This is a genomic window from Streptomyces sp. NPDC091280, from assembly GCF_044768565.1.
Lineage (GTDB): Bacteria > Actinomycetota > Actinomycetes > Streptomycetales > Streptomycetaceae > Streptomyces.
Map to the genome: position 1 here is coordinate 56,668 of NZ_JBIVUZ010000013.1, position 15,648 is coordinate 72,315.

Here is a 15,648-nt window from a genome sequence, read left to right on the forward strand (position 1 = left end):
AACGAGTTGGTCGACCACACCGACTCGGGGTGAGGAGTCGGCGCTACTTGTTCGGTGCGTGCGTCACCGCGTAGATCATCACGAACGCGACGATGTGGATGCCGAAGAGGAAGTAGCCGAGGAAATACCAGACTTTGCGTTCGTTTCTGGTCTCCTCGGCCAACCTGCGCTTGTCCAGGGCCTCTTGGGAGTTGTCGGGGGCGCCCTCTCGGTCGGGCATCAGACCTCCCGGTGGACCTTCGTGTTCGAGGCCTGGGCGCGCGGGCGGACGACGAGCAGGTCGATGTTGACGTGGCTGGGACGGGTGACCGCCCACGAGATCGTGTCGGCCACGTCGTCCGCCGTGAGCGGCTCCGCGACGCCCTCGTAGACCTTCGCCGCCTTCTCCGCGTCCCCGCCGAACCGGGTCAGCGCGAACTCGTCCGTCTTCACCATGCCGGGCGCGACCTCGATCACCCGCACCGGAGTGCCGACGATCTCCAGCCGCAGCGTCTCGGCGAGTACATGGGCGCCGTGCTTGGCGGCGACATAGCCCGCGCCGCCCTCGTACGTGCCGTGGCCCGCCGTCGAGGAGACGACCACGACCGTGCCGTCGCCGCTCGCGGTGAGGGCGGGCAGCAGGGCCTGCGTGACGTTCAGCGTGCCGAGGACGTTCGTCTCGTACATCGTGCGCCAGTCGGCGGGGTCACCCGTCGCGACCGGGTCCGCGCCGAGCGCCCCGCCCGCGTTGTTGACCAGCACGCCGATCGTCCTGAAGGCGGTCGCGAACTCGTCGACCGCGCTCCGGTCGGTGACGTCGAGCGCGTACGCCGTCGCCTTGTGGCCCGCCTTGTTGATCTCCTCGGCCAGCGCCTCGATGCGGTCCTTGCGGCGCGCGGTGAGCACGACCCGGTACCCGGCCTCGGCGAGCCGGCGGGCCGTGGCGGCGCCGATGCCGCCGCTCGCCCCGGTGACGACCGCGATACGGGAGGCGGCGGACGGTGCGGCGGTGGCCATGGGCTGCTCCTCGGGAGGGACCTGCTGGTTCGTGCGTACGACTCCGTCCAGGATAGGCGGGCCCGGCGGGCGCTCAGTTGCCGCGTGGCGCCCACATGATCACGGCCATCCCCGCCAGGCAGATCAGCGCGCCGGCGAGGTCCCAGCGGTCGGGCCGGTACCCGTCCGCGACCGCGCCCCAGGCCAGTGACCCGGCGACGAAGATCCCGCCGTACGCGGCGAGGATGCGGCCGAAGTGCGCGTCCGGCTGGAAGGTGGCGACGAAGCCGTACGCCCCGAGGGCCATGACCCCGCCGACCACCCACAGCCAGCCGCGGTGTTCACGCACCCCCTGCCAGACCAGCCAGGCGCCACCGATCTCGAAGACGGCGGCGACGACGAAGAGGGCCGCGGAACGAAGTACGAGCATGACCGCCACCCCATCACACGGGCGCCACCCGCCCACGCGGGTGTCACCTGATGGACGGCGCCTGTCCGGGGCCGCGCGTGGGATACATCCGTACGACCCGGCCGGCGGCGCACGGGCGCGCAGAGCACAGATGGACAGATGGACAGATGGACAGATGGACAGAGGAGTGGATGGCATGCGGGCAGTCGTACGGGTACTGCGGGTACTGCGGGTACTAACGGTTCCGCGGGTACTGCGGGGCGGTGTCGTCGCGGGTGCCGCGTTCGCGGTGATGGGCGCGGCCCCAGGTGTGCCCGCTCCGGAGGCCGACCTCTCCTACCACGGCTCGGTCGCGATGACCGCCGGCCGGGTCGACGTGCGGTTCACCCCGCGCAACCACGGCCCCTCCGCCGTCCCCGACGCGACCGTACGACTGCGCTGGTCGAAGCCGCTCGCGGACCGGCAGACGCTGCCGGAGGGGTGTGCCCGGTCGGGGGAGCGGGCGGTGGTGTGCCGGACGGGAGCGCTGGCGGCGGACGGGGTGGGCGAGGGAATCGAACTGCGGGTACGGCTGCGGGACGCGTCCTCCGAGGTGCTGCTGGAACTGGACACGGTCTGGGGCGGCGGCGCGGTGGACGGCAACCGGGCCAACGACCAGCAAAGGGTGCTCGTCCTCGACACCGGCGACACCTACTACTTCTGACCACTGGCGGAGGAACGGCTGAGGGGGGACGGCTGAGGGGGCGCGCCCCCTAGGAGGGCCTTCCGTGGTCCCTGTCGTCCCCGTCGTAGCGCCCGCGCGCCTCGTGGACCTCCTCGATGTGGGTCTCCGCCCAGTCCTTCACGGCGAGCAGCAGCATGCTGAGGCTGGCGCCGAGCGGGGTGAGTTCGTAGTCGACGCGGACCGGTACGGACGGGGTGACCGTGCGGGAGAGGATGCCGTCGCGTTCCAGTGAACGGAGCGTCTGCGTCAGCATCTTGGGGCTGACACCGGCGATCTTGCGGGCGAGGTCGCTGTAGCGCATCGGGCCGGCGGCCAGGGCGGCGACGACCAGGCTGACCCACTTGTCGCTGATGCGGTCCAGCAGCTGGTTGGTGGGGCAGCTGCGGATGAAGGCGTCGTACTCGATGCGTGCCTGTTCGCGCCGCTGGGCCGCTGTCATGGTCGCCATGGGCCGTGGCCTCCGCTCGTTTCCTGGTACTCCGGGGGTAGATACGCACCTACAGGTAACTACTTCCCGATGGATAGTAGCTCTTCCTAGGGTTGTCGGCGCCGGGGGAACCCCGGCGAGAACCCTGTGACGAGGAGTTGTCTGCCATGCGTGCTGTATCTGCCATGCGTGCTGTAGTGGTGACGACGTTCGGCGGGCCCGAGGCGGTTCGGGTCGTGGAGACGGAAATTCCCGAGCCGGGCGCACAGCAGGTGCGGATCAAGGTCGCGGCGGCCTCGCTCAATCCGGTCGACGCCGGAGTGCGCGCGGGCGCCTTCGGGGGCGCGGGCAAGCAGCTCGGACTCGGCTGGGACGTGGCCGGGACGGTGGACGCGGTCGGTGCCACCGGCGCGTGGCGGGTGGGCGACGAGGTGATCGCCCTGCACCACGGGATGGGCCGGCCGCTGGGCACCCACGCCGAGTACGTCGTGGTGGACGCCGACGCGGTCGCGAAGGCCCCGGCGGGCGTCGACGCGGCACACGCGGCCACCCTGCCGCTGAACGCGCTGACCGCCGTACAGGCCCTGGACCTACTGGAGTTGACGCCGGGTCAGGCCCTGCTGGTGACGGGCGCGGCGGGGGCGGTGGGCGGCTTCGCCGTCCAACTCGCCGCGCAGCGGGGGATATCGGTGACCGCCCTCGCCCGTCCCGCCGACGAGGAGTTCGTACGGGCCCTGGGCGCGGCCGAGTTCACGAGCGAGGGGGTGGCGGCGGCGAGTGTCGACGCGGTCCTGGACGCGGCGGTCCTCGGCGCGCGGGCACTGACGTGGGTGCGGGACGGAGGCGCGTTCACCGGTGTGATCCCGCAGGCCGCGCCGGCCCCGGAACGCGGGGTGCGGACCGGGGCGGTCGAGGTGACCGCGGACGGTACCCGGCTCACCGAACTGGTCGCCCTGGTGGAGAAGGACGTACTGACCCTGCGGGTGGCCGGCACGTACCCCTTGGCGGACGCGGCGACGGCACACGCACGACTCGCGGAGGGCGGGGTACGGGGGCGGTTGGTGCTGGTGCCGTAGGGGATTCGGTCGGTCGCTTGGGCATCCGGTGGCGTCGGCGCCCCCTACGGTCCCGCCCCTGAGTCGCCCGTAGGGGAAAGCTCCACCCTGGGTCTCCACCCGGAAATCCACCCGTGGGTCCGGGAGGTTTTTCGGCTTCGGCGGGAGAGTCGATCTCACGAGGACGTGGGGCGGGACGACCGCCGGAGACCGAGGAGTGGGACGGCATGACGGACATGGAGCAGGCGCTGGCGATCAGCGGGGGCATCTTCGCGGTGATGATGCTGACGCAGTACGGGCGCCGGAAGTACGACCTGCACAAGGTGCTGCTGCCGATCGGCACGGTGTCCGCGGTCGGCTACGCGTATCTGAAGGGCATGCCCAGCCAGCACGTCGACATCGTGGTCTATCTCGTGGGCGCCGCGATCGGGCTCGCCTGCGGCGCCGTCGCCACCCTCGCCACCGGCGTGGAGCGCGACCCGGCCTCGGGCAAGGTCCACACCCGGTGCGGCGCGGGCTTCGTGGCGATCTGGACCGCGGTGGTCGCCCTGCGCGTCGCCTTCATCTGTCTCGCCGAGCACAACACCTGGTTCCGCGACCACCTCGGCACGTTCATGGTGGAGCACCACATAGCCGAGGACGCGGTCGCGCCGTTCTTCGTGATCATGGCGCTGGCCATGGTCCTCACCCGGGTGTTCCTGCTGCTGGCCCGCGTACGCCTCCTGGCGCCGGCCGCCGCCGCCCAGGTCCAGCCCCTCACCCGGGAGTCTTCACCAGTCCGTGGATGAACGCGTACTTCACGGCATGCGCCCGGTCCCGCAGATGAGCCTTGGAGAAGAGGTTGTTGATATGGGTCTTCACGGTGGCCTCGCTCACCACCAGCCGCTCGGCGATGCCCCGGTTGGTGAGCCCCTCGCCGATCAGCGTGAGGACCTCCACCTCCCGGGGGGTGAGGTCCGGGGCGAGTCCGCTGCCCGGCCGCTCGACGGGGACCCCGCCCCGCGCGGCGGCGGCGACGAGCCGGTCCCGTACGGCGGGGTCGAGCACCGACTGCCCGGCCGCCGCCGCCCGCACCGCGCGGGTGATGTCCTCCCGGCCCGACTCCTTGGTCAGGTAGCCGCGGGCACCGGCACCGAGCGCGGCGAGGATGTACTCCTCGTCGGCGAAGGTCGTGAGCACCACCACGGCGACCCCGGGGAGGCGTTCGCCGATCAGCCGGGTGGCCTCCACCCCGTCCACCCGGGGCATGTTGAGGTCCATCAGGACCACGTCGGGCGTGTGCTCCTCGGCCGCGCGCACGGCCTCCCCGCCGTCCTTGGCCGTCGCCACGACCTCCACACCGGACTGGAGATCCAGTACGGTCGCCAGCGCCTCGCGCACCGCGGTCTGGTCGTCGGCCACGACCACCCTGACCACAGGCGGGTGTTCGCCCTGCCGCTGCTCGCTCATCCCGGGATCACCACGCGCACCTGCCAGCCTCCAGCGTCGTCACCGTCCACGATCGGCCCGGCCGTGACCGTGCCGCCCACCAGGTCGAGCCGCTCGCGCATCCCGACCAGCCCCATCCCGCCTCCCGCACCGGCCAAGGGCCGTGAGCCGGCGGGCGGCGCGGAGTTCACCACCTCGAAGACGACCGTCCCGGCCTGCGGTCCGGCACCCGCCGCACTCTCCGAACTCGCCGCGCCCGCCGCCCTCTCCGCAATCCCCGCAGGCCCCGCAGGCCCCGCATTCTCCGCGGGCTCCGAAGTCCCCCCGCTCCCCGCGCTCCCCCCGCTCTCCGGGTACTCCAGCCGCATACGTACCGAGGCGCCGGGCGCGTACTTGTGCGCGTTGGTCAGCGCCTCCTGGGCGCAGCGCACGATCACCTGGGCCAGGCGGACGGGCAGTTCGCGCGGCGGCCCGTCGACGGTCAGCGTACCGGCGTCGGACGTGGACGCGAGCAGCGACCGCAGCGTCTCCACCAGCGGCAGCGCGTCCTCACGCAGGTCCCTGACCGTGCGTTGCACCTCGGTCAGCCCCGAGCGGACCAGGCTCTGCGCCCGCTGGGCCGCCTGCCGGGCCCGGTCGATGTCGCCGGACTCCAACAGGGCGTCGGTGACCTCCAGTTGCATGTTCACCCCGGCCAGCGAGTGGGCCAGTACGTCGTGCACGTCCCGGGCGATCCGGGCCCGCTCGGCCAGCGCCTCCGCCCGCGCCACGGCCTGCGCGGCCCGCTCGGCCTGCTCGGCGGCGGCCCGCGCGGCGCGCAAGGCGTCGGTGTGGGCGCGGTTGGAGATACCGACCAGCACGCTGACACCGCTGAAGGCGCCCACGATCCACGAGGTGTGGTGGCCGCCCCACGGCGCGAGCAGCGCACCCGCGCTCAGGGCGCTGGTGGCCGCCGCGAAGGGCAGCGCGCGGCGGGAGTCGAGACGGTAACCGGCGTGGCCGGTCGCGAAATAGGCGAACAGCGCCGACGCCCCCGAGGTCTCCAGGCTCAACAGCGCCGCCGCCCCGACCGCCCAGACGCACAGCACCGCGAACTGCACACGGGGCGGGAACCGGCCCTCGGGAATGAGCCGCGTGCACAGCAGCAGCGACTCCAGGACGAGCAGACACAGCACCGCGAGCCCGGTACCGGACCCGCCCACCGGCCGTACGACCAAAGCGCCCACGGTGACGGCGACGACGGTGCCGAAGACCTGGACAGGGTTGTTGTCCGCCGTGAACCACCGGTTCAGGGCCTGAGTTCGGGTCACTGCGGCTCTCTTCCCATCACCGTTCGGCCGGAGCGAAAGCTACCAGCGCGCGGGGGCGTCGGTCGGGGCGGTCAGCGACCGTCACCGGGCCCGACCGGCGCGGGAGAGGTGGTACGAGAGTCCAACCGCCGTTCCCCGTAACGGGGTTGGCGACCGGCGCGGTGCCCTGCCGGTCGACCGGACAAGAGGAGGCGAGGTCAGTGCACGCCCTGCGCATAAGCAGTCGGTGACACCCCGACCGTCGTCGTGAAGTCGCGGACCAGGTGGGCCTGGTCGGCGTAGCCCAGGTCGGCGGCGAGGCCCGCCCAGTCCACGGGGGTCCCGGTGCCCGCGCGTTCCAGGGCCTCGTGGATGCGGTAGCGCAGGATGACCCACTTGGGGCCGACGCCGACGTACGCGGCGAAGAGGCGTTGCAGCAGTCGTACGGACAGGCCCTCGGTGCGGGCGAAGTCGGTGACGCGGCGGATCGTGCGGTCGGTGCGGATGCGGTCGACGAGGGCCGTCGCCAGTTCGGCCTGCGGGTCCGGGCGCGGGTCGAGAGCGAGCAGGAAGGTGTCGAGGGCGGCGACACGGGCACGGTCGTCGGCCGGGTCGAGGACGGTGGCGGGGTCGGTGTCCGGGAACACCTCGGGCTGCCGTACCCGCGCGCCCGTCCACTGCGACACGGGCCGCTCGGGGACGACGGTCCGGAAGGCACCGGGCCGGAACTTGATCCCGCAGACCCGCCCGCGCCCCTCCAGTTTCTGGGCGAAGAGGCCGTGCGGGATGCCCGCGATCTCGACGAAGGCGTCCTCGCCGGCCAGTCGCTGGAAGACGATGTGCACGGCTGGGTGCGGGACGACGTGGGAGACGTAGGGCTCGGTGAGGTCCCAGTCGATCAGCCAGTAGTGCTCGACGTAGGGGCGCAGGGGCGGGGCCGGTTCGGGGCGGCGGAAGCGGACGCGGGTGAGGAGTTCGGCGGGGTCGACGATTCCCCGGGTGTCGTCCGCCCGCGTGCCGTCCACCTGCGTGTCTTCGTCCCGTGTCTCGTCCTCCCGTGCCTCGTCCTCCCGTGTCCGGTCCTCTCGTGTCCCGTCGGGTTCTCCGGTGGCGCTGTGGCGTGGGGCGGCCATGAGGGGATCGTAGGGCGAGGCACTGACAGTGGTCGGAATATGTGGGCGGGGGTGGCCGTTGGAGGGTATAGTTGAATAATCAACAACATGGAGGGTGAACGACCATGCAGTTCGGGATCTTCAGCGTCGGTGACGTCACACCGGACCCGACCACCGGACGGACACCGACCGAGCGTGAGCGCATCAAGGCCATGGTCGCCATCGCGCTGAAGGCCGAGGAGGTCGGACTCGACGTCTTCGCGACCGGCGAGCACCACAACCCGCCCTTCGTGCCCTCGTCCCCGACGACGATGCTCGGCTACATCGCCGCGCGGACCGAGAAGCTGATCCTCTCCACCTCCACCACCCTCATCACCACCAACGACCCGGTGAAGATCGCCGAGGACTTCGCGATGCTCCAGCACCTGGCCGACGGCCGGGTCGACCTGATGATGGGCCGCGGCAACACCGGCCCGGTCTACCCCTGGTTCGGGCAGGACATCCGCCAGGGCATCAACCTCGCCATCGAGAACTACGCCCTGCTGCGCCGCCTGTGGCGCGAGGACGTCGTGAACTGGGAGGGCAAGTTCCGCTCCCCGCTCCAGGGCTTCACCGCCACACCCCGACCGCTGGACGACGTACCGCCGTTCGTCTGGCACGGCTCGATCCGCAGCCCCGAGATCGCCGAACAGGCGGCCTTCTACGGCGACGGCTTCTTCCACAACAACATCTTCTGGCCGGCCGACCACACCAAGCGCATGGTCGAGCTGTACCGGGAGCGGTACGCGCACTACGGCCACGGCACCGCGGAACAGGCCATCGTCGGCCTCGGCGGGCAGGTCTTCATGCGCCGCAACTCCCAGGACGCGGTGCGCGAGTTCCGCCCGTACTTCGACAACGCCCCGGTCTACGGCCACGGGCCCTCCCTGGAGGACTTCACCGACCAGACACCGCTGACCGTCGGCTCCCCGCAGGAGGTCATCGAGAAGACCCTCGCGTTCAGGGAGTACGCCGGCGACTACCAGCGCCAGCTGTTCCTGCTGGACCACGCGGGCCTGCCGCTGAAGACCGTCCTGGAGCAGCTCGACCTGCTCGGCGAGGAGGTCGTACCGGTGCTGCGCAAGGAGTTCGCGGTGAACCGTCCGGCGGACGTGCCGGACGCGCCGACCCATCAGTCGCTGCTCGCCGCCGCATCGGAGAAGGTGACCGTCGCATGAGGCTCGTGGTCGTCTCGGCGGGGCTGAGTGTCCCCTCCTCCACCAGGCTGCTGGCCGACCGGCTGGCGGCGGCGGTGGACCGCGGGACCCCCGCCGACATCGAGGTCGTGGAGCTGCGCGAGCTCGCGGTGGAGATAGCGCACAACTTCACCAACGGCTTTCCCGGGCGGGCCCTCGCCGCCGCGCTGGAATCGGTGACGGAGGCGGACGGCCTGATCGTCGTCACCCCCGTGTTCTCGGCGTCGTACAGCGGGCTGTTCAAGTCCTTCTTCGACGTCCTGGACAAGGACGCGCTGGCCGGGAAGCCGGTGCTGATCGCCGCGACGGGCGGCAGCGCCCGCCACTCGCTCGTCCTCGAACACGCGCTGCGCCCGCTCTTCGCCCACCTGCGCGCCGTCGTCGTCCCGACCGGGGTCTACGCGGCCTCGGAGGACTGGGGCGCGGAGGGTCTGCCGGAGCGGATCGAACGGGCGGCGGGGGAGCTGGGGGCGCTGATGACGGGCCTGTCCACGGCCCGCCCGGAGAGGAAGCCGGCGCTCGTGCCGTTCGCGCAGCAGCTCGCCGCGCTGTCGGTCGCCGGGGCCGACGCGGGGGTCCCGGGAGGGCGGGGCAGCCGACCGTGAGAAGACGGTAGGAGGTCGGCCCGGGTTGCGTCCACCACGGTGAGAGCCAGGTAAAAAGGGTGATCGTAGGCCTGCCCCCACCGCCCTACCGCCGGAGGCCTTGGCACACTGGGGGACGTGCCCCAGACTGTGCTGCTCGCCGAAGACGACCGTGCCATCCGTCATGCCCTGGAGCGGGCCCTGACCCTGGAGGGCTACCAGGTGACCGCGGTCGCCGACGGCGTCGAGGCGCTCGCACAGGCCCACCGCACCCCACCGGACGTGCTGCTCCTCGACGTGATGATGCCCGGCATCGACGGCCTCCAGGTCTGCCGGGTGCTGCGCGCCGAGGGCGACCGCACCCCGATCCTCATGCTCACCGCCCTCGTGGAGACCGCCGACCGCATCGCGGGCCTGGACGCGGGCGCCGACGACTACGTGGTGAAGCCCTTCGACGTGGAGGAGGTCTTCGCCCGGCTGCGCGCCCTGCTCCGCCGCACCACCCCGGTCCCGGCGAACGGCGTCCCGGGACCGCCCGGGACCTCCGGCACCTCCGCCGACGCGGTCAAGGGGGACCCGCATGCGTCGTCGTCGTTCGCCGCCTCCGACAAGCAGATCTCGGCGGCCGGGCTGCGCATGGACCTCCAGGCCCGTCGCGTCTGGCGCGGGACGCGTGAACTGGAGCTGACCCGCACCGAGTTCGAACTCCTCGAACTCCTGGTCCGCAACGCGGGCATCGTCCTCGACCACTCCACCATCTACGACCGCATCTGGGGCTACGACTTCGGCCCCGGCTCCAAGAACCTCGCCGTCTACGTCGGCTATCTGCGCCGCAAGCTCGACGAGCCCGGCGCACCGCAGCTGATCCACACGGTGCGTGGCGTGGGTTACGTGCTGCGGGAGGACTGAGTGGGCCGCCTGCGGCGGCTGGTGGCCGCCCGGCGGCCGAGACTCGTCTCGCTCCGTACGACCTTCGTGCTGTCCTTCGCGGCGGTGACCGCCGCCGTCACCCTCCTCGTCGGCGTGCTCTCCTACGGCGCCGCGGCCCGGCTGGTCCGGGTCGACCAGGAGTCCGTGTTCGACCAGGTCGTCCAGGATCTCCAGGACGAGGTGCGCACGCACCAGATGACCCCCGACGACTTCTCCTCCTCGGCGCCCGGCCACGACATCGTGCGGCCGGCCCGTACGGACGTGCAGGTGCTCGGACCGGCCGGCGGCGTCCTCGACAGCGGCAGCCCCGCGCTGCCCGTCACCGGTGACGACCGGGCCGTGGCGGGCGAGAAGGTGGCCGGCAAGACGGTCGAGCACAAGGACGTCGCCGTCGCCGAGGACGTGTACCGCATCGCGACCGTCTCGCTGGGGCGCGGGCAGGGGGCGGTGCAGGTCGCGCAGGAGTTCAGCGACACCGAGGACCTGCTGCGGGCCTTGCAGCAGCGGACGTTCGTGCTGATGGCGGCGGTCGTGGTGCTGGCCGGGCTGTGCGGCTGGTGGCTGGCCCGGCGCATCACCCGGCGCCTGATCATCCTCACGGCGGCGGCCGAGGACGTGGCCCGCACCCGCCGCCTCGGCGTTCAGGTCCCCGTCACCGGCTACGACGAGGTGGGCCGCCTGGGTCGCGCCTTCGACCGGATGCTCGGCCGCCTCGCGCAGTCGGAGGAGGACCAGCGCCGACTGGTCCAGGACGCGGGCCACGAACTCCGCACCCCCCTGACCTCCCTGCGTACGAACATCTCCCTGCTCCGCCGCATGGACGAACTGCCGCCCGGCACCCGTGAGGAACTGGTCGCCGACCTCTCGCAGGAGGCCCGCGAACTCACCGACCTGGTCAACGAGTTGGTGGACCTGGCGGCGGGCCAGTCCGACACCGAGCCGCCTCAGCAGGTGGACCTCGCCGACATCGCGGAGGACGTGGCGGTGCTGGCCCGCCGCCGTACCGGCCGCGACATCACGGTCCGCGCGAGCGGCGACACCACGACCGACGGCCGCCCCGGCATGCTCCAGCGCGCGATCTCCAACCTGGTCGAGAACGCGGCCAAGTTCGACCGCGCGGGCCAGACCCCGATCGAGATCGCGGTCTCCGGCCCCGCCCGGCCCGGCACCGTCCGCGTCGAGGTCCTCGACCGGGGCCCCGGAGTCTCCGAGACCGACCTCTTCCGCATCTTCGACCGCTTCTACCGCGCCGCCGACGCCCGCTCCCTCCCCGGCTCGGGCCTCGGCCTCTCCATCGTCCGCGAGGTGGCCCTCGCCCACGGCGGCTCCCCCTTCGCACTACGACGTGAGGGCGGCGGCGCGGTGATCGGCTTCACGGTGGGCGGAGTGGTCGAACCGCGCACGGGGCTGGGGGCGCGGGGGCGGGGCTGACGGGCTGTACGCCGAGGGGGCCGGCGGATGGAGACGGCGGAGTCGCCGTGTGCTGTGCCGGAGGGGGGCGCGATGGCTCGACGCGGTGGCCCTGCCCGGCCGGTGGCGGCTCCAGGGCCGGGGCATGACGTGGCCGGAGGCGCGGAGGCGCGGAGGCGCGGAGGCGCGGGGGCGTGCGGGCCGGGCGCGGCCGTGTCGCGGGTCGTCGTCGACGCGTAGCCGCGGGAGTGCCCTCGGACCGCGCTGATCGTGGACGCCGGCAGCCCGGCCGCGATCGCCGCGTACCGGCGGGCCGGGACCCGGCGCCGGGAGTCCGCGACGGCGGCCCGCGCCTGGGGGAGCGCGGGGCCGTGGCCCGTGCAGGCTGACACCGACGCCGGTCCCGGTGCTGCTGGCTGGTGCCGGTGTCGCTCAGCTGTTCGAGGGTGTGCGGCCGAAGCAGCGCTCCAGTTCGTTCAGGTCGTAGAACTTGCTGCCCTTCGAGACGGGGCGGCAGCCGGTCTTGAAGGCGGTCTCCTTCTCGTTGTAGAGCATGCGGACGAGGTAGGTGCCGCCCTTGCGGTAGACGTCCCACTGGATGTTCGAGCCCAGCGGGGCGACGGCCGCACCGCGCCAGGAGTTGGTGGCGTAGGTGTACGGTCGCTCGACGGTCACGCCCTGCGTGCTGCCCGGCAGGCCCATCAGTGCGGCCAGCGGGATGATCTCCTCGGCGTGCGTGAACCGGAGTTCCGCGCCCAGGTCGCTCGTGCCGTCGCGCTTGGCCTCGACCTTCTTGAAGAAGTCGTCGAGCAGGACACCGGCCATCTTGTACGTGATGTCGCTGTCCGCGAAGCCGGGCCCCTTCTCGTAGAAGTCCTCGGCGTCGGAGAGGTACCCGAACCAGTCGGCGTCGCGCGCCGAGATGTACCGGTCCATGCCCCAGCCCTTGCCGTCCGGGCTCTCCTCGCTCATCGCCGGGGCGATGGCGTACAGGTTGTAGACGGCCGTTGCGGCCTCGACGTCCGTGCCGATCGACGCGAACTCGCCCGCCGTGATCCGGTCCACGAACGCCGGCTTGAACAGCTTCCTCAGTACGTCACGGGCGGCCCGGTGGGTCTTCGGCTGGTCCGTGACGGAGGCCAGGGTGGTGGCCAGGCGCTGGTCGTTGGCGATGTAGTCGCGGTAGGCGGCACCGCCCGCGGCCTTGTGGAAGTAGAGGAGATCCTTGTCGGTGCGGGTCGCGCCGATGAGGGAGGTCAGGTCGGGGTCGGTCTTGGCGAGGGCCGCGCCGTAGAGGTTGGCGCTGTCGACGGCCCGTCCCTGGCCCGAACTGACGACGTCGATGGGCTCCTTGTTCTTCGCGATCGACGCGAAGAGGGTCGGCAGCCGCTTCTCCATACGGGTCGCGGTGGCCTGGATCTCGGCCTTGCCGCGGGCGCTGAGGTTGCCGTACCCGATGGTGCTCATGGCGGCTTCGAGGGCCTGCACCTTCGGGCCGAACTCGCGCCCCTTCGCGGTGAGTTGGCCCTCCGCCTCGGCCTTGTCCCACAGCGCGAGGATCAGGTCGCCGTCCGAACCGTCGGTCGCGGAGCGCGAACCGTGCCGGGACACGTTCTCGGTGAACACGGGGGTGAAACCGGCCGGGGCCGACTGGTACGACCGGGAGCTCTGCTCCGGCGTGTACACGGCCTTCGTACCGTAACTGTCGGTCTGGGCGTCGCCGCCGGGGGCGGCCTGCGCGGCGAACGGAGTGGCCATCAGCGCGGCCACGCCGAGGATCACGGCGGGGGTGACACGTCGTCTCATGAGCCGCATGGTTCGCGGGGCACATGAACGAGGGGTGCACTGGGGGTGACTCCGGGGGCTCGGCTTACCGGCTGGGCAGCGGAGGCGGAACGGACGGGGAGCGGGCGGGGGCGTACTCCTGTCCTCAGCAGACCCGTTCGTCCACCGGGGCGAACAGCTGGGCCATCGCCTGCCACAGGGGCATCACGCGGGGCGTGGAGCGAGGAGCCCGCCGGGGAACGTCGGCGGACGGCCGGGCGGCGGTACGGGTGTTCTTCGCGAGGGAGACGGCGGCGGCGGTGTGAGGCATGGCGATGTCCTTCCGGCGAGCAGCTGACGTTGACCGAGGCCTTGGCCTTGGCCTTCTGAGATCAACGATCCCGTCCGGGGGCCGCCGGGACGAGGGGGTGGGCTGCCCGGTCGGGGGTGTAGCCGGCTCCACCGTCGTGTCGGCGGGCGGGGAGGAGGGCTTGCACCTCACCCGGCGTCAGGGCGCATCGTTGGCGTATGGGCATCGACCAGACATGGAAGGTCGGAGCGCTCGCCGAGGCGAGTGGGCTGACTGTTCGCACCCTGCACCACTGGGACCGGATCGGGCTGCTCAGCCCGTCCAGACGTACGGCGGCCGGGCATCGCGAGTACACCGAGGAGGATGCGATCCGCCTCTACCAGGTGCTGGCGCTACGGCGGCTCGGGCTGGGCCTGGAGACCATCGGCACGTGCCTGGACGTCGGGGTCGACCCCGTCCGACTGGTGGGCGAGCACCTGGCCGCTGTCGAGGCCGCCCTGGCCTTCCTGACCGCCCTGAGGCAACAACTCACGGGCATACAGGCCGAGTTGGCCGCCAGCCGGACACCGGAGATCTCCACGCTGATCGGCGCCTTGGGGGCGATGGGCGGCGCGGACCCCGAGCGCGCGCAGGCCCTGCGCCACCACCTCGACGCCGACCGACTACGGACCCTGCACGACCGTACGGCGGCCCTCGGCCCCGCAGCCCACTACCTGCTGGAGGTCGAGTGGCCGGAGCTGTACCGCCGGGCCGAGGCGCTGCGCACCGCAGGGGTGGAGCCCGCCGACCCCCGGGTACGGAGGCTGGCGGCCCGCATGGACGAGCTGAGCTCGCTGTTCAACGGAGGCGACGGCGAGATCTCGGCCGGGGTGCGCGCGGCCTGGCGGGACGAGCCGGCCGCGATGTCCGGCGACCCCACGGCCGCGCCCGACGCCTGGCACGACCTGACGGACTACCTGGACCGAGCCCGCGCCCGCACCGAGGCATGACGCCGACCACGTCCTGCCCTTCGCCTTGCCCCGCGTCCTAACCCTCCTTCCGGGCCACCCCGCCGTAGATGCCGATGGGCGGGGCGTCGGGGGTCGGGGGCGTCTCCGGGCGCCAGTGTGTGACGCGGACCAGGCCCGGTTCCACGAGGGTGAAGTCGCCGAAGAAGTCCAGGACTTGGGCGTGGGTGCGGAGGTTGAGGGTGGCGGTGGCCCGGTTGTAGACGGACGCCGCCTCCTCGCGGTGGTCCTCGTGGACGTCACCGGTGGCGTGCGAGAGGACGAGATAGGAACCGGCCGGCAGCGCGTCGCGCAGGGTGGCGACGATGCCGTGCGCGTCCGTGTCGTCGGCGAGGAAGTGCACGACGGCCACCAGCAGCACGGCCACCGGCCGGCCGAAGTCGATGGCCTTGCGGACCTCGGGGTGGTCGAGGATCGCGCGGGGGTCGCGCAGGTCGGCCAGGATGACGGAGGTGTCGGTGCCCTCCATGAGGGCCATCGAGTGGGTGCTGACGATCGGGTCGTTGTCGACGTAGACGATCCGGGTGTCGGGGGCGATGGCGTGCGCGATCTGATGGACGTTCGGTTCGGTCGGCAGCCCGGTCCCGATGTCGAGGATCTGCCGCACCCCGCCCTTTTCGACGACATGCCGGACGGCCCGGTGCATGAAGCGCCGGTTGGCCCGGACCCCCTCCCGCACCTCGGGCGCGGCCTTGATGAACTGCTCGGCGGCGTCCCGGTCGACCGGGTAGTTGTCCTTGCCCCCGAGGAAGTAGTCGTACATCCGCGCCGGGTGGGGCTTGCTGGTGTCGATGATCAGTGGCTGGGCGCCACTGCCGTCCCCGCTGGGAGAGGTCATGAGGCCAGGCTCCGTCTTGGTGAGTGGCGGTCAGATCATCATCCTGGCATGCCGACGACGAGACTCAGGGCCACACCAGGCAATACGGCTGATGGCCCGCCTCGTGGAGGCGGTGGCTGAAGTCCCGGCACTCGTGCAGCGAATGGGAGTG

Annotated in this window: 18 protein-coding genes; 8 read left to right on the forward strand and 10 right to left on the reverse strand. The window is 72.0% G+C overall.

The window, feature by feature from the left end:
• Positions 1-43: 43 nt before the first annotated feature.
• From ACIQPR_RS34780 to ACIQPR_RS34790, 3 genes are all read right to left on the reverse strand, one after another.
• A complete protein-coding gene (locus tag ACIQPR_RS34780; RefSeq protein ID WP_403656614.1) occupies positions 44-220 on the reverse strand; it encodes a hypothetical protein in 177 nt (58 codons plus the stop codon).
• On the reverse strand, positions 220-996 hold the full coding sequence (locus ACIQPR_RS34785) for an SDR family NAD(P)-dependent oxidoreductase (protein ID WP_403656616.1): 777 nt from the start codon (positions 994-996) through the stop codon (positions 220-222). Before ACIQPR_RS34785 ends, ACIQPR_RS34780 begins: the two co-directional genes overlap by 1 nt.
• A gap of 73 nt (positions 997-1,069) precedes the next feature.
• Positions 1,070-1,405 carry a YnfA family protein gene (locus ACIQPR_RS34790; RefSeq protein WP_403656618.1) on the reverse strand — a complete coding sequence of 112 codons (336 nt, stop codon included), beginning with the start codon at positions 1,403-1,405 and terminating at the stop codon, positions 1,070-1,072.
• 175 nt (positions 1,406-1,580) lie between these two features.
• On the opposite strand from ACIQPR_RS34790, the gene ACIQPR_RS34795 reads away from it, so the two are divergent.
• On the forward strand, positions 1,581-2,087 hold the full coding sequence (locus ACIQPR_RS34795; protein WP_403656619.1) for a hypothetical protein: 507 nt from the start codon (positions 1,581-1,583) through the stop codon (positions 2,085-2,087).
• A 49-nt stretch (positions 2,088-2,136) separates the two neighbouring features.
• Here ACIQPR_RS34795 and ACIQPR_RS34800 read toward each other — a convergent pair whose 3' ends face one another.
• Entirely contained in the window at positions 2,137-2,556 is a 420-nt protein-coding gene (locus ACIQPR_RS34800; protein ID WP_403656621.1) for a winged helix-turn-helix transcriptional regulator, read from the reverse strand.
• Positions 2,557-2,720: 164 nt separating this feature from the next.
• Here ACIQPR_RS34800 and ACIQPR_RS34805 point away from each other — a divergent pair, with 164 nt between their 5' ends.
• Together ACIQPR_RS34805 and ACIQPR_RS34810 are read left to right on the forward strand one after the other, a co-directional pair.
• Positions 2,721-3,611 carry an NADP-dependent oxidoreductase gene (locus ACIQPR_RS34805; protein ID WP_403657323.1) on the forward strand — a complete coding sequence of 297 codons (891 nt, stop codon included), beginning with the start codon at positions 2,721-2,723 and terminating at the stop codon, positions 3,609-3,611.
• 206 nt (positions 3,612-3,817) lie between these two features.
• Positions 3,818-4,378: a hypothetical protein gene (locus ACIQPR_RS34810; protein WP_403656624.1), complete on the forward strand. Its 561-nt coding sequence runs from the start codon at positions 3,818-3,820 to the stop codon at positions 4,376-4,378.
• On the opposite strand, the gene ACIQPR_RS34815 is transcribed toward ACIQPR_RS34810, so the two are convergent.
• The 3 genes from ACIQPR_RS34815 to ACIQPR_RS34825 form a co-directional block, all read right to left on the reverse strand.
• Positions 4,347-5,039 (reverse strand): response regulator, encoded by a 693-nt coding sequence (locus ACIQPR_RS34815; RefSeq protein ID WP_403656626.1) that lies wholly within the window; start codon positions 5,037-5,039, stop codon positions 4,347-4,349. The genes ACIQPR_RS34810 and ACIQPR_RS34815 overlap by 32 nt on opposite strands.
• On the reverse strand, positions 5,036-6,328 hold the full coding sequence (locus ACIQPR_RS34820; RefSeq protein ID WP_403656628.1) for a sensor histidine kinase: 1,293 nt from the start codon (positions 6,326-6,328) through the stop codon (positions 5,036-5,038). Before ACIQPR_RS34820 ends, ACIQPR_RS34815 begins: the two co-directional genes overlap by 4 nt.
• Positions 6,329-6,525: 197 nt before the next feature.
• Positions 6,526-7,440, reverse strand: coding sequence for a DUF6597 domain-containing transcriptional factor (locus ACIQPR_RS34825; RefSeq protein ID WP_403656630.1), 915 nt, complete (start codon positions 7,438-7,440; stop codon positions 6,526-6,528).
• A gap of 104 nt (positions 7,441-7,544) precedes the next feature.
• Between ACIQPR_RS34825 and ACIQPR_RS34830 the strand changes: the two genes are divergently transcribed.
• The 4 genes from ACIQPR_RS34830 to ACIQPR_RS34845 all read left to right on the forward strand — a co-directional run bounded on the left by ACIQPR_RS34830 (position 7,545) and on the right by ACIQPR_RS34845 (position 11,599).
• The gene (locus ACIQPR_RS34830; protein ID WP_403656632.1) at positions 7,545-8,636 is read left to right on the forward strand and encodes an LLM class flavin-dependent oxidoreductase; all 1,092 of its coding nucleotides are present in this window, start codon (positions 7,545-7,547) and stop codon (positions 8,634-8,636) included.
• The gene (locus tag ACIQPR_RS34835; RefSeq protein ID WP_403656634.1) at positions 8,633-9,259 is read left to right on the forward strand and encodes an FMN reductase; all 627 of its coding nucleotides are present in this window, start codon (positions 8,633-8,635) and stop codon (positions 9,257-9,259) included. The genes ACIQPR_RS34830 and ACIQPR_RS34835 overlap by 4 nt, the downstream gene beginning before the upstream one ends.
• A 117-nt stretch (positions 9,260-9,376) precedes the next feature.
• Positions 9,377-10,147 (forward strand): response regulator transcription factor, encoded by a 771-nt coding sequence (locus tag ACIQPR_RS34840; RefSeq protein WP_403656636.1) that lies wholly within the window; start codon positions 9,377-9,379, stop codon positions 10,145-10,147.
• Positions 10,148-11,599 carry an ATP-binding protein gene (locus ACIQPR_RS34845; RefSeq protein ID WP_403656638.1) on the forward strand — a complete coding sequence of 484 codons (1,452 nt, stop codon included), beginning with the start codon at positions 10,148-10,150 and terminating at the stop codon, positions 11,597-11,599. It abuts the gene before it with no gap.
• Between the two features lie 411 nt (positions 11,600-12,010).
• On the opposite strand, the gene ACIQPR_RS34850 is transcribed toward ACIQPR_RS34845, so the two are convergent.
• A complete protein-coding gene (locus tag ACIQPR_RS34850; RefSeq protein ID WP_403656641.1) occupies positions 12,011-13,384 on the reverse strand; it encodes a histidine-type phosphatase in 1,374 nt (457 codons plus the stop codon).
• Positions 13,385-13,508: 124 nt separating this feature from the next.
• Entirely contained in the window at positions 13,509-13,673 is a 165-nt protein-coding gene (locus ACIQPR_RS34855; RefSeq protein ID WP_403656643.1) for a hypothetical protein, read from the reverse strand.
• 197 nt (positions 13,674-13,870) lie between these two features.
• On the opposite strand from ACIQPR_RS34855, the gene ACIQPR_RS34860 reads away from it, so the two are divergent.
• The gene (locus ACIQPR_RS34860) at positions 13,871-14,641 is read left to right on the forward strand and encodes a MerR family transcriptional regulator (protein ID WP_403656645.1); all 771 of its coding nucleotides are present in this window, start codon (positions 13,871-13,873) and stop codon (positions 14,639-14,641) included.
• A gap of 37 nt (positions 14,642-14,678) precedes the next feature.
• Here the strand turns inward: ACIQPR_RS34860 and ACIQPR_RS34865 are convergent, their stop codons facing one another.
• The gene (locus ACIQPR_RS34865; protein ID WP_403656647.1) at positions 14,679-15,497 is read right to left on the reverse strand and encodes an SAM-dependent methyltransferase; all 819 of its coding nucleotides are present in this window, start codon (positions 15,495-15,497) and stop codon (positions 14,679-14,681) included.
• Between the last annotated feature and the right edge of the window lie 151 nt (positions 15,498-15,648).

Coding starts and splice junctions, on each gene's coding strand:
- ACIQPR_RS34800 (WP_403656621.1), bottom strand. CDS start 2,556: ATGGCGACCATGACAGCGGCCCAGCGGCGCGAACAGGCACGCATCGAG.
- ACIQPR_RS34865 (WP_403656647.1), bottom strand. CDS start 15,497: ATGACCTCTCCCAGCGGGGACGGCAGTGGCGCCCAGCCACTGATCATC.
- ACIQPR_RS34855 (WP_403656643.1), bottom strand. CDS start 13,673: ATGCCTCACACCGCCGCCGCCGTCTCCCTCGCGAAGAACACCCGTACC.
- ACIQPR_RS34815 (WP_403656626.1), bottom strand. CDS start 5,039: ATGAGCGAGCAGCGGCAGGGCGAACACCCGCCTGTGGTCAGGGTGGTC.
- ACIQPR_RS34830 (WP_403656632.1), top strand. CDS start 7,545: ATGCAGTTCGGGATCTTCAGCGTCGGTGACGTCACACCGGACCCGACC.
- ACIQPR_RS34795 (WP_403656619.1), top strand. CDS start 1,581: ATGCGGGCAGTCGTACGGGTACTGCGGGTACTGCGGGTACTAACGGTT.
- ACIQPR_RS34810 (WP_403656624.1), top strand. CDS start 3,818: ATGACGGACATGGAGCAGGCGCTGGCGATCAGCGGGGGCATCTTCGCG.
- ACIQPR_RS34850 (WP_403656641.1), bottom strand. CDS start 13,384: ATGAGACGACGTGTCACCCCCGCCGTGATCCTCGGCGTGGCCGCGCTG.
- ACIQPR_RS34825 (WP_403656630.1), bottom strand. CDS start 7,440: ATGGCCGCCCCACGCCACAGCGCCACCGGAGAACCCGACGGGACACGA.
- ACIQPR_RS34835 (WP_403656634.1), top strand. CDS start 8,633: ATGAGGCTCGTGGTCGTCTCGGCGGGGCTGAGTGTCCCCTCCTCCACC.
- ACIQPR_RS34860 (WP_403656645.1), top strand. CDS start 13,871: ATGGGCATCGACCAGACATGGAAGGTCGGAGCGCTCGCCGAGGCGAGT.
- ACIQPR_RS34790 (WP_403656618.1), bottom strand. CDS start 1,405: ATGCTCGTACTTCGTTCCGCGGCCCTCTTCGTCGTCGCCGCCGTCTTC.
- ACIQPR_RS34780 (WP_403656614.1), bottom strand. CDS start 220: ATGCCCGACCGAGAGGGCGCCCCCGACAACTCCCAAGAGGCCCTGGAC.
- ACIQPR_RS34785 (WP_403656616.1), bottom strand. CDS start 996: ATGGCCACCGCCGCACCGTCCGCCGCCTCCCGTATCGCGGTCGTCACC.
- ACIQPR_RS34805 (WP_403657323.1), top strand. CDS start 2,721: ATGCGTGCTGTAGTGGTGACGACGTTCGGCGGGCCCGAGGCGGTTCGG.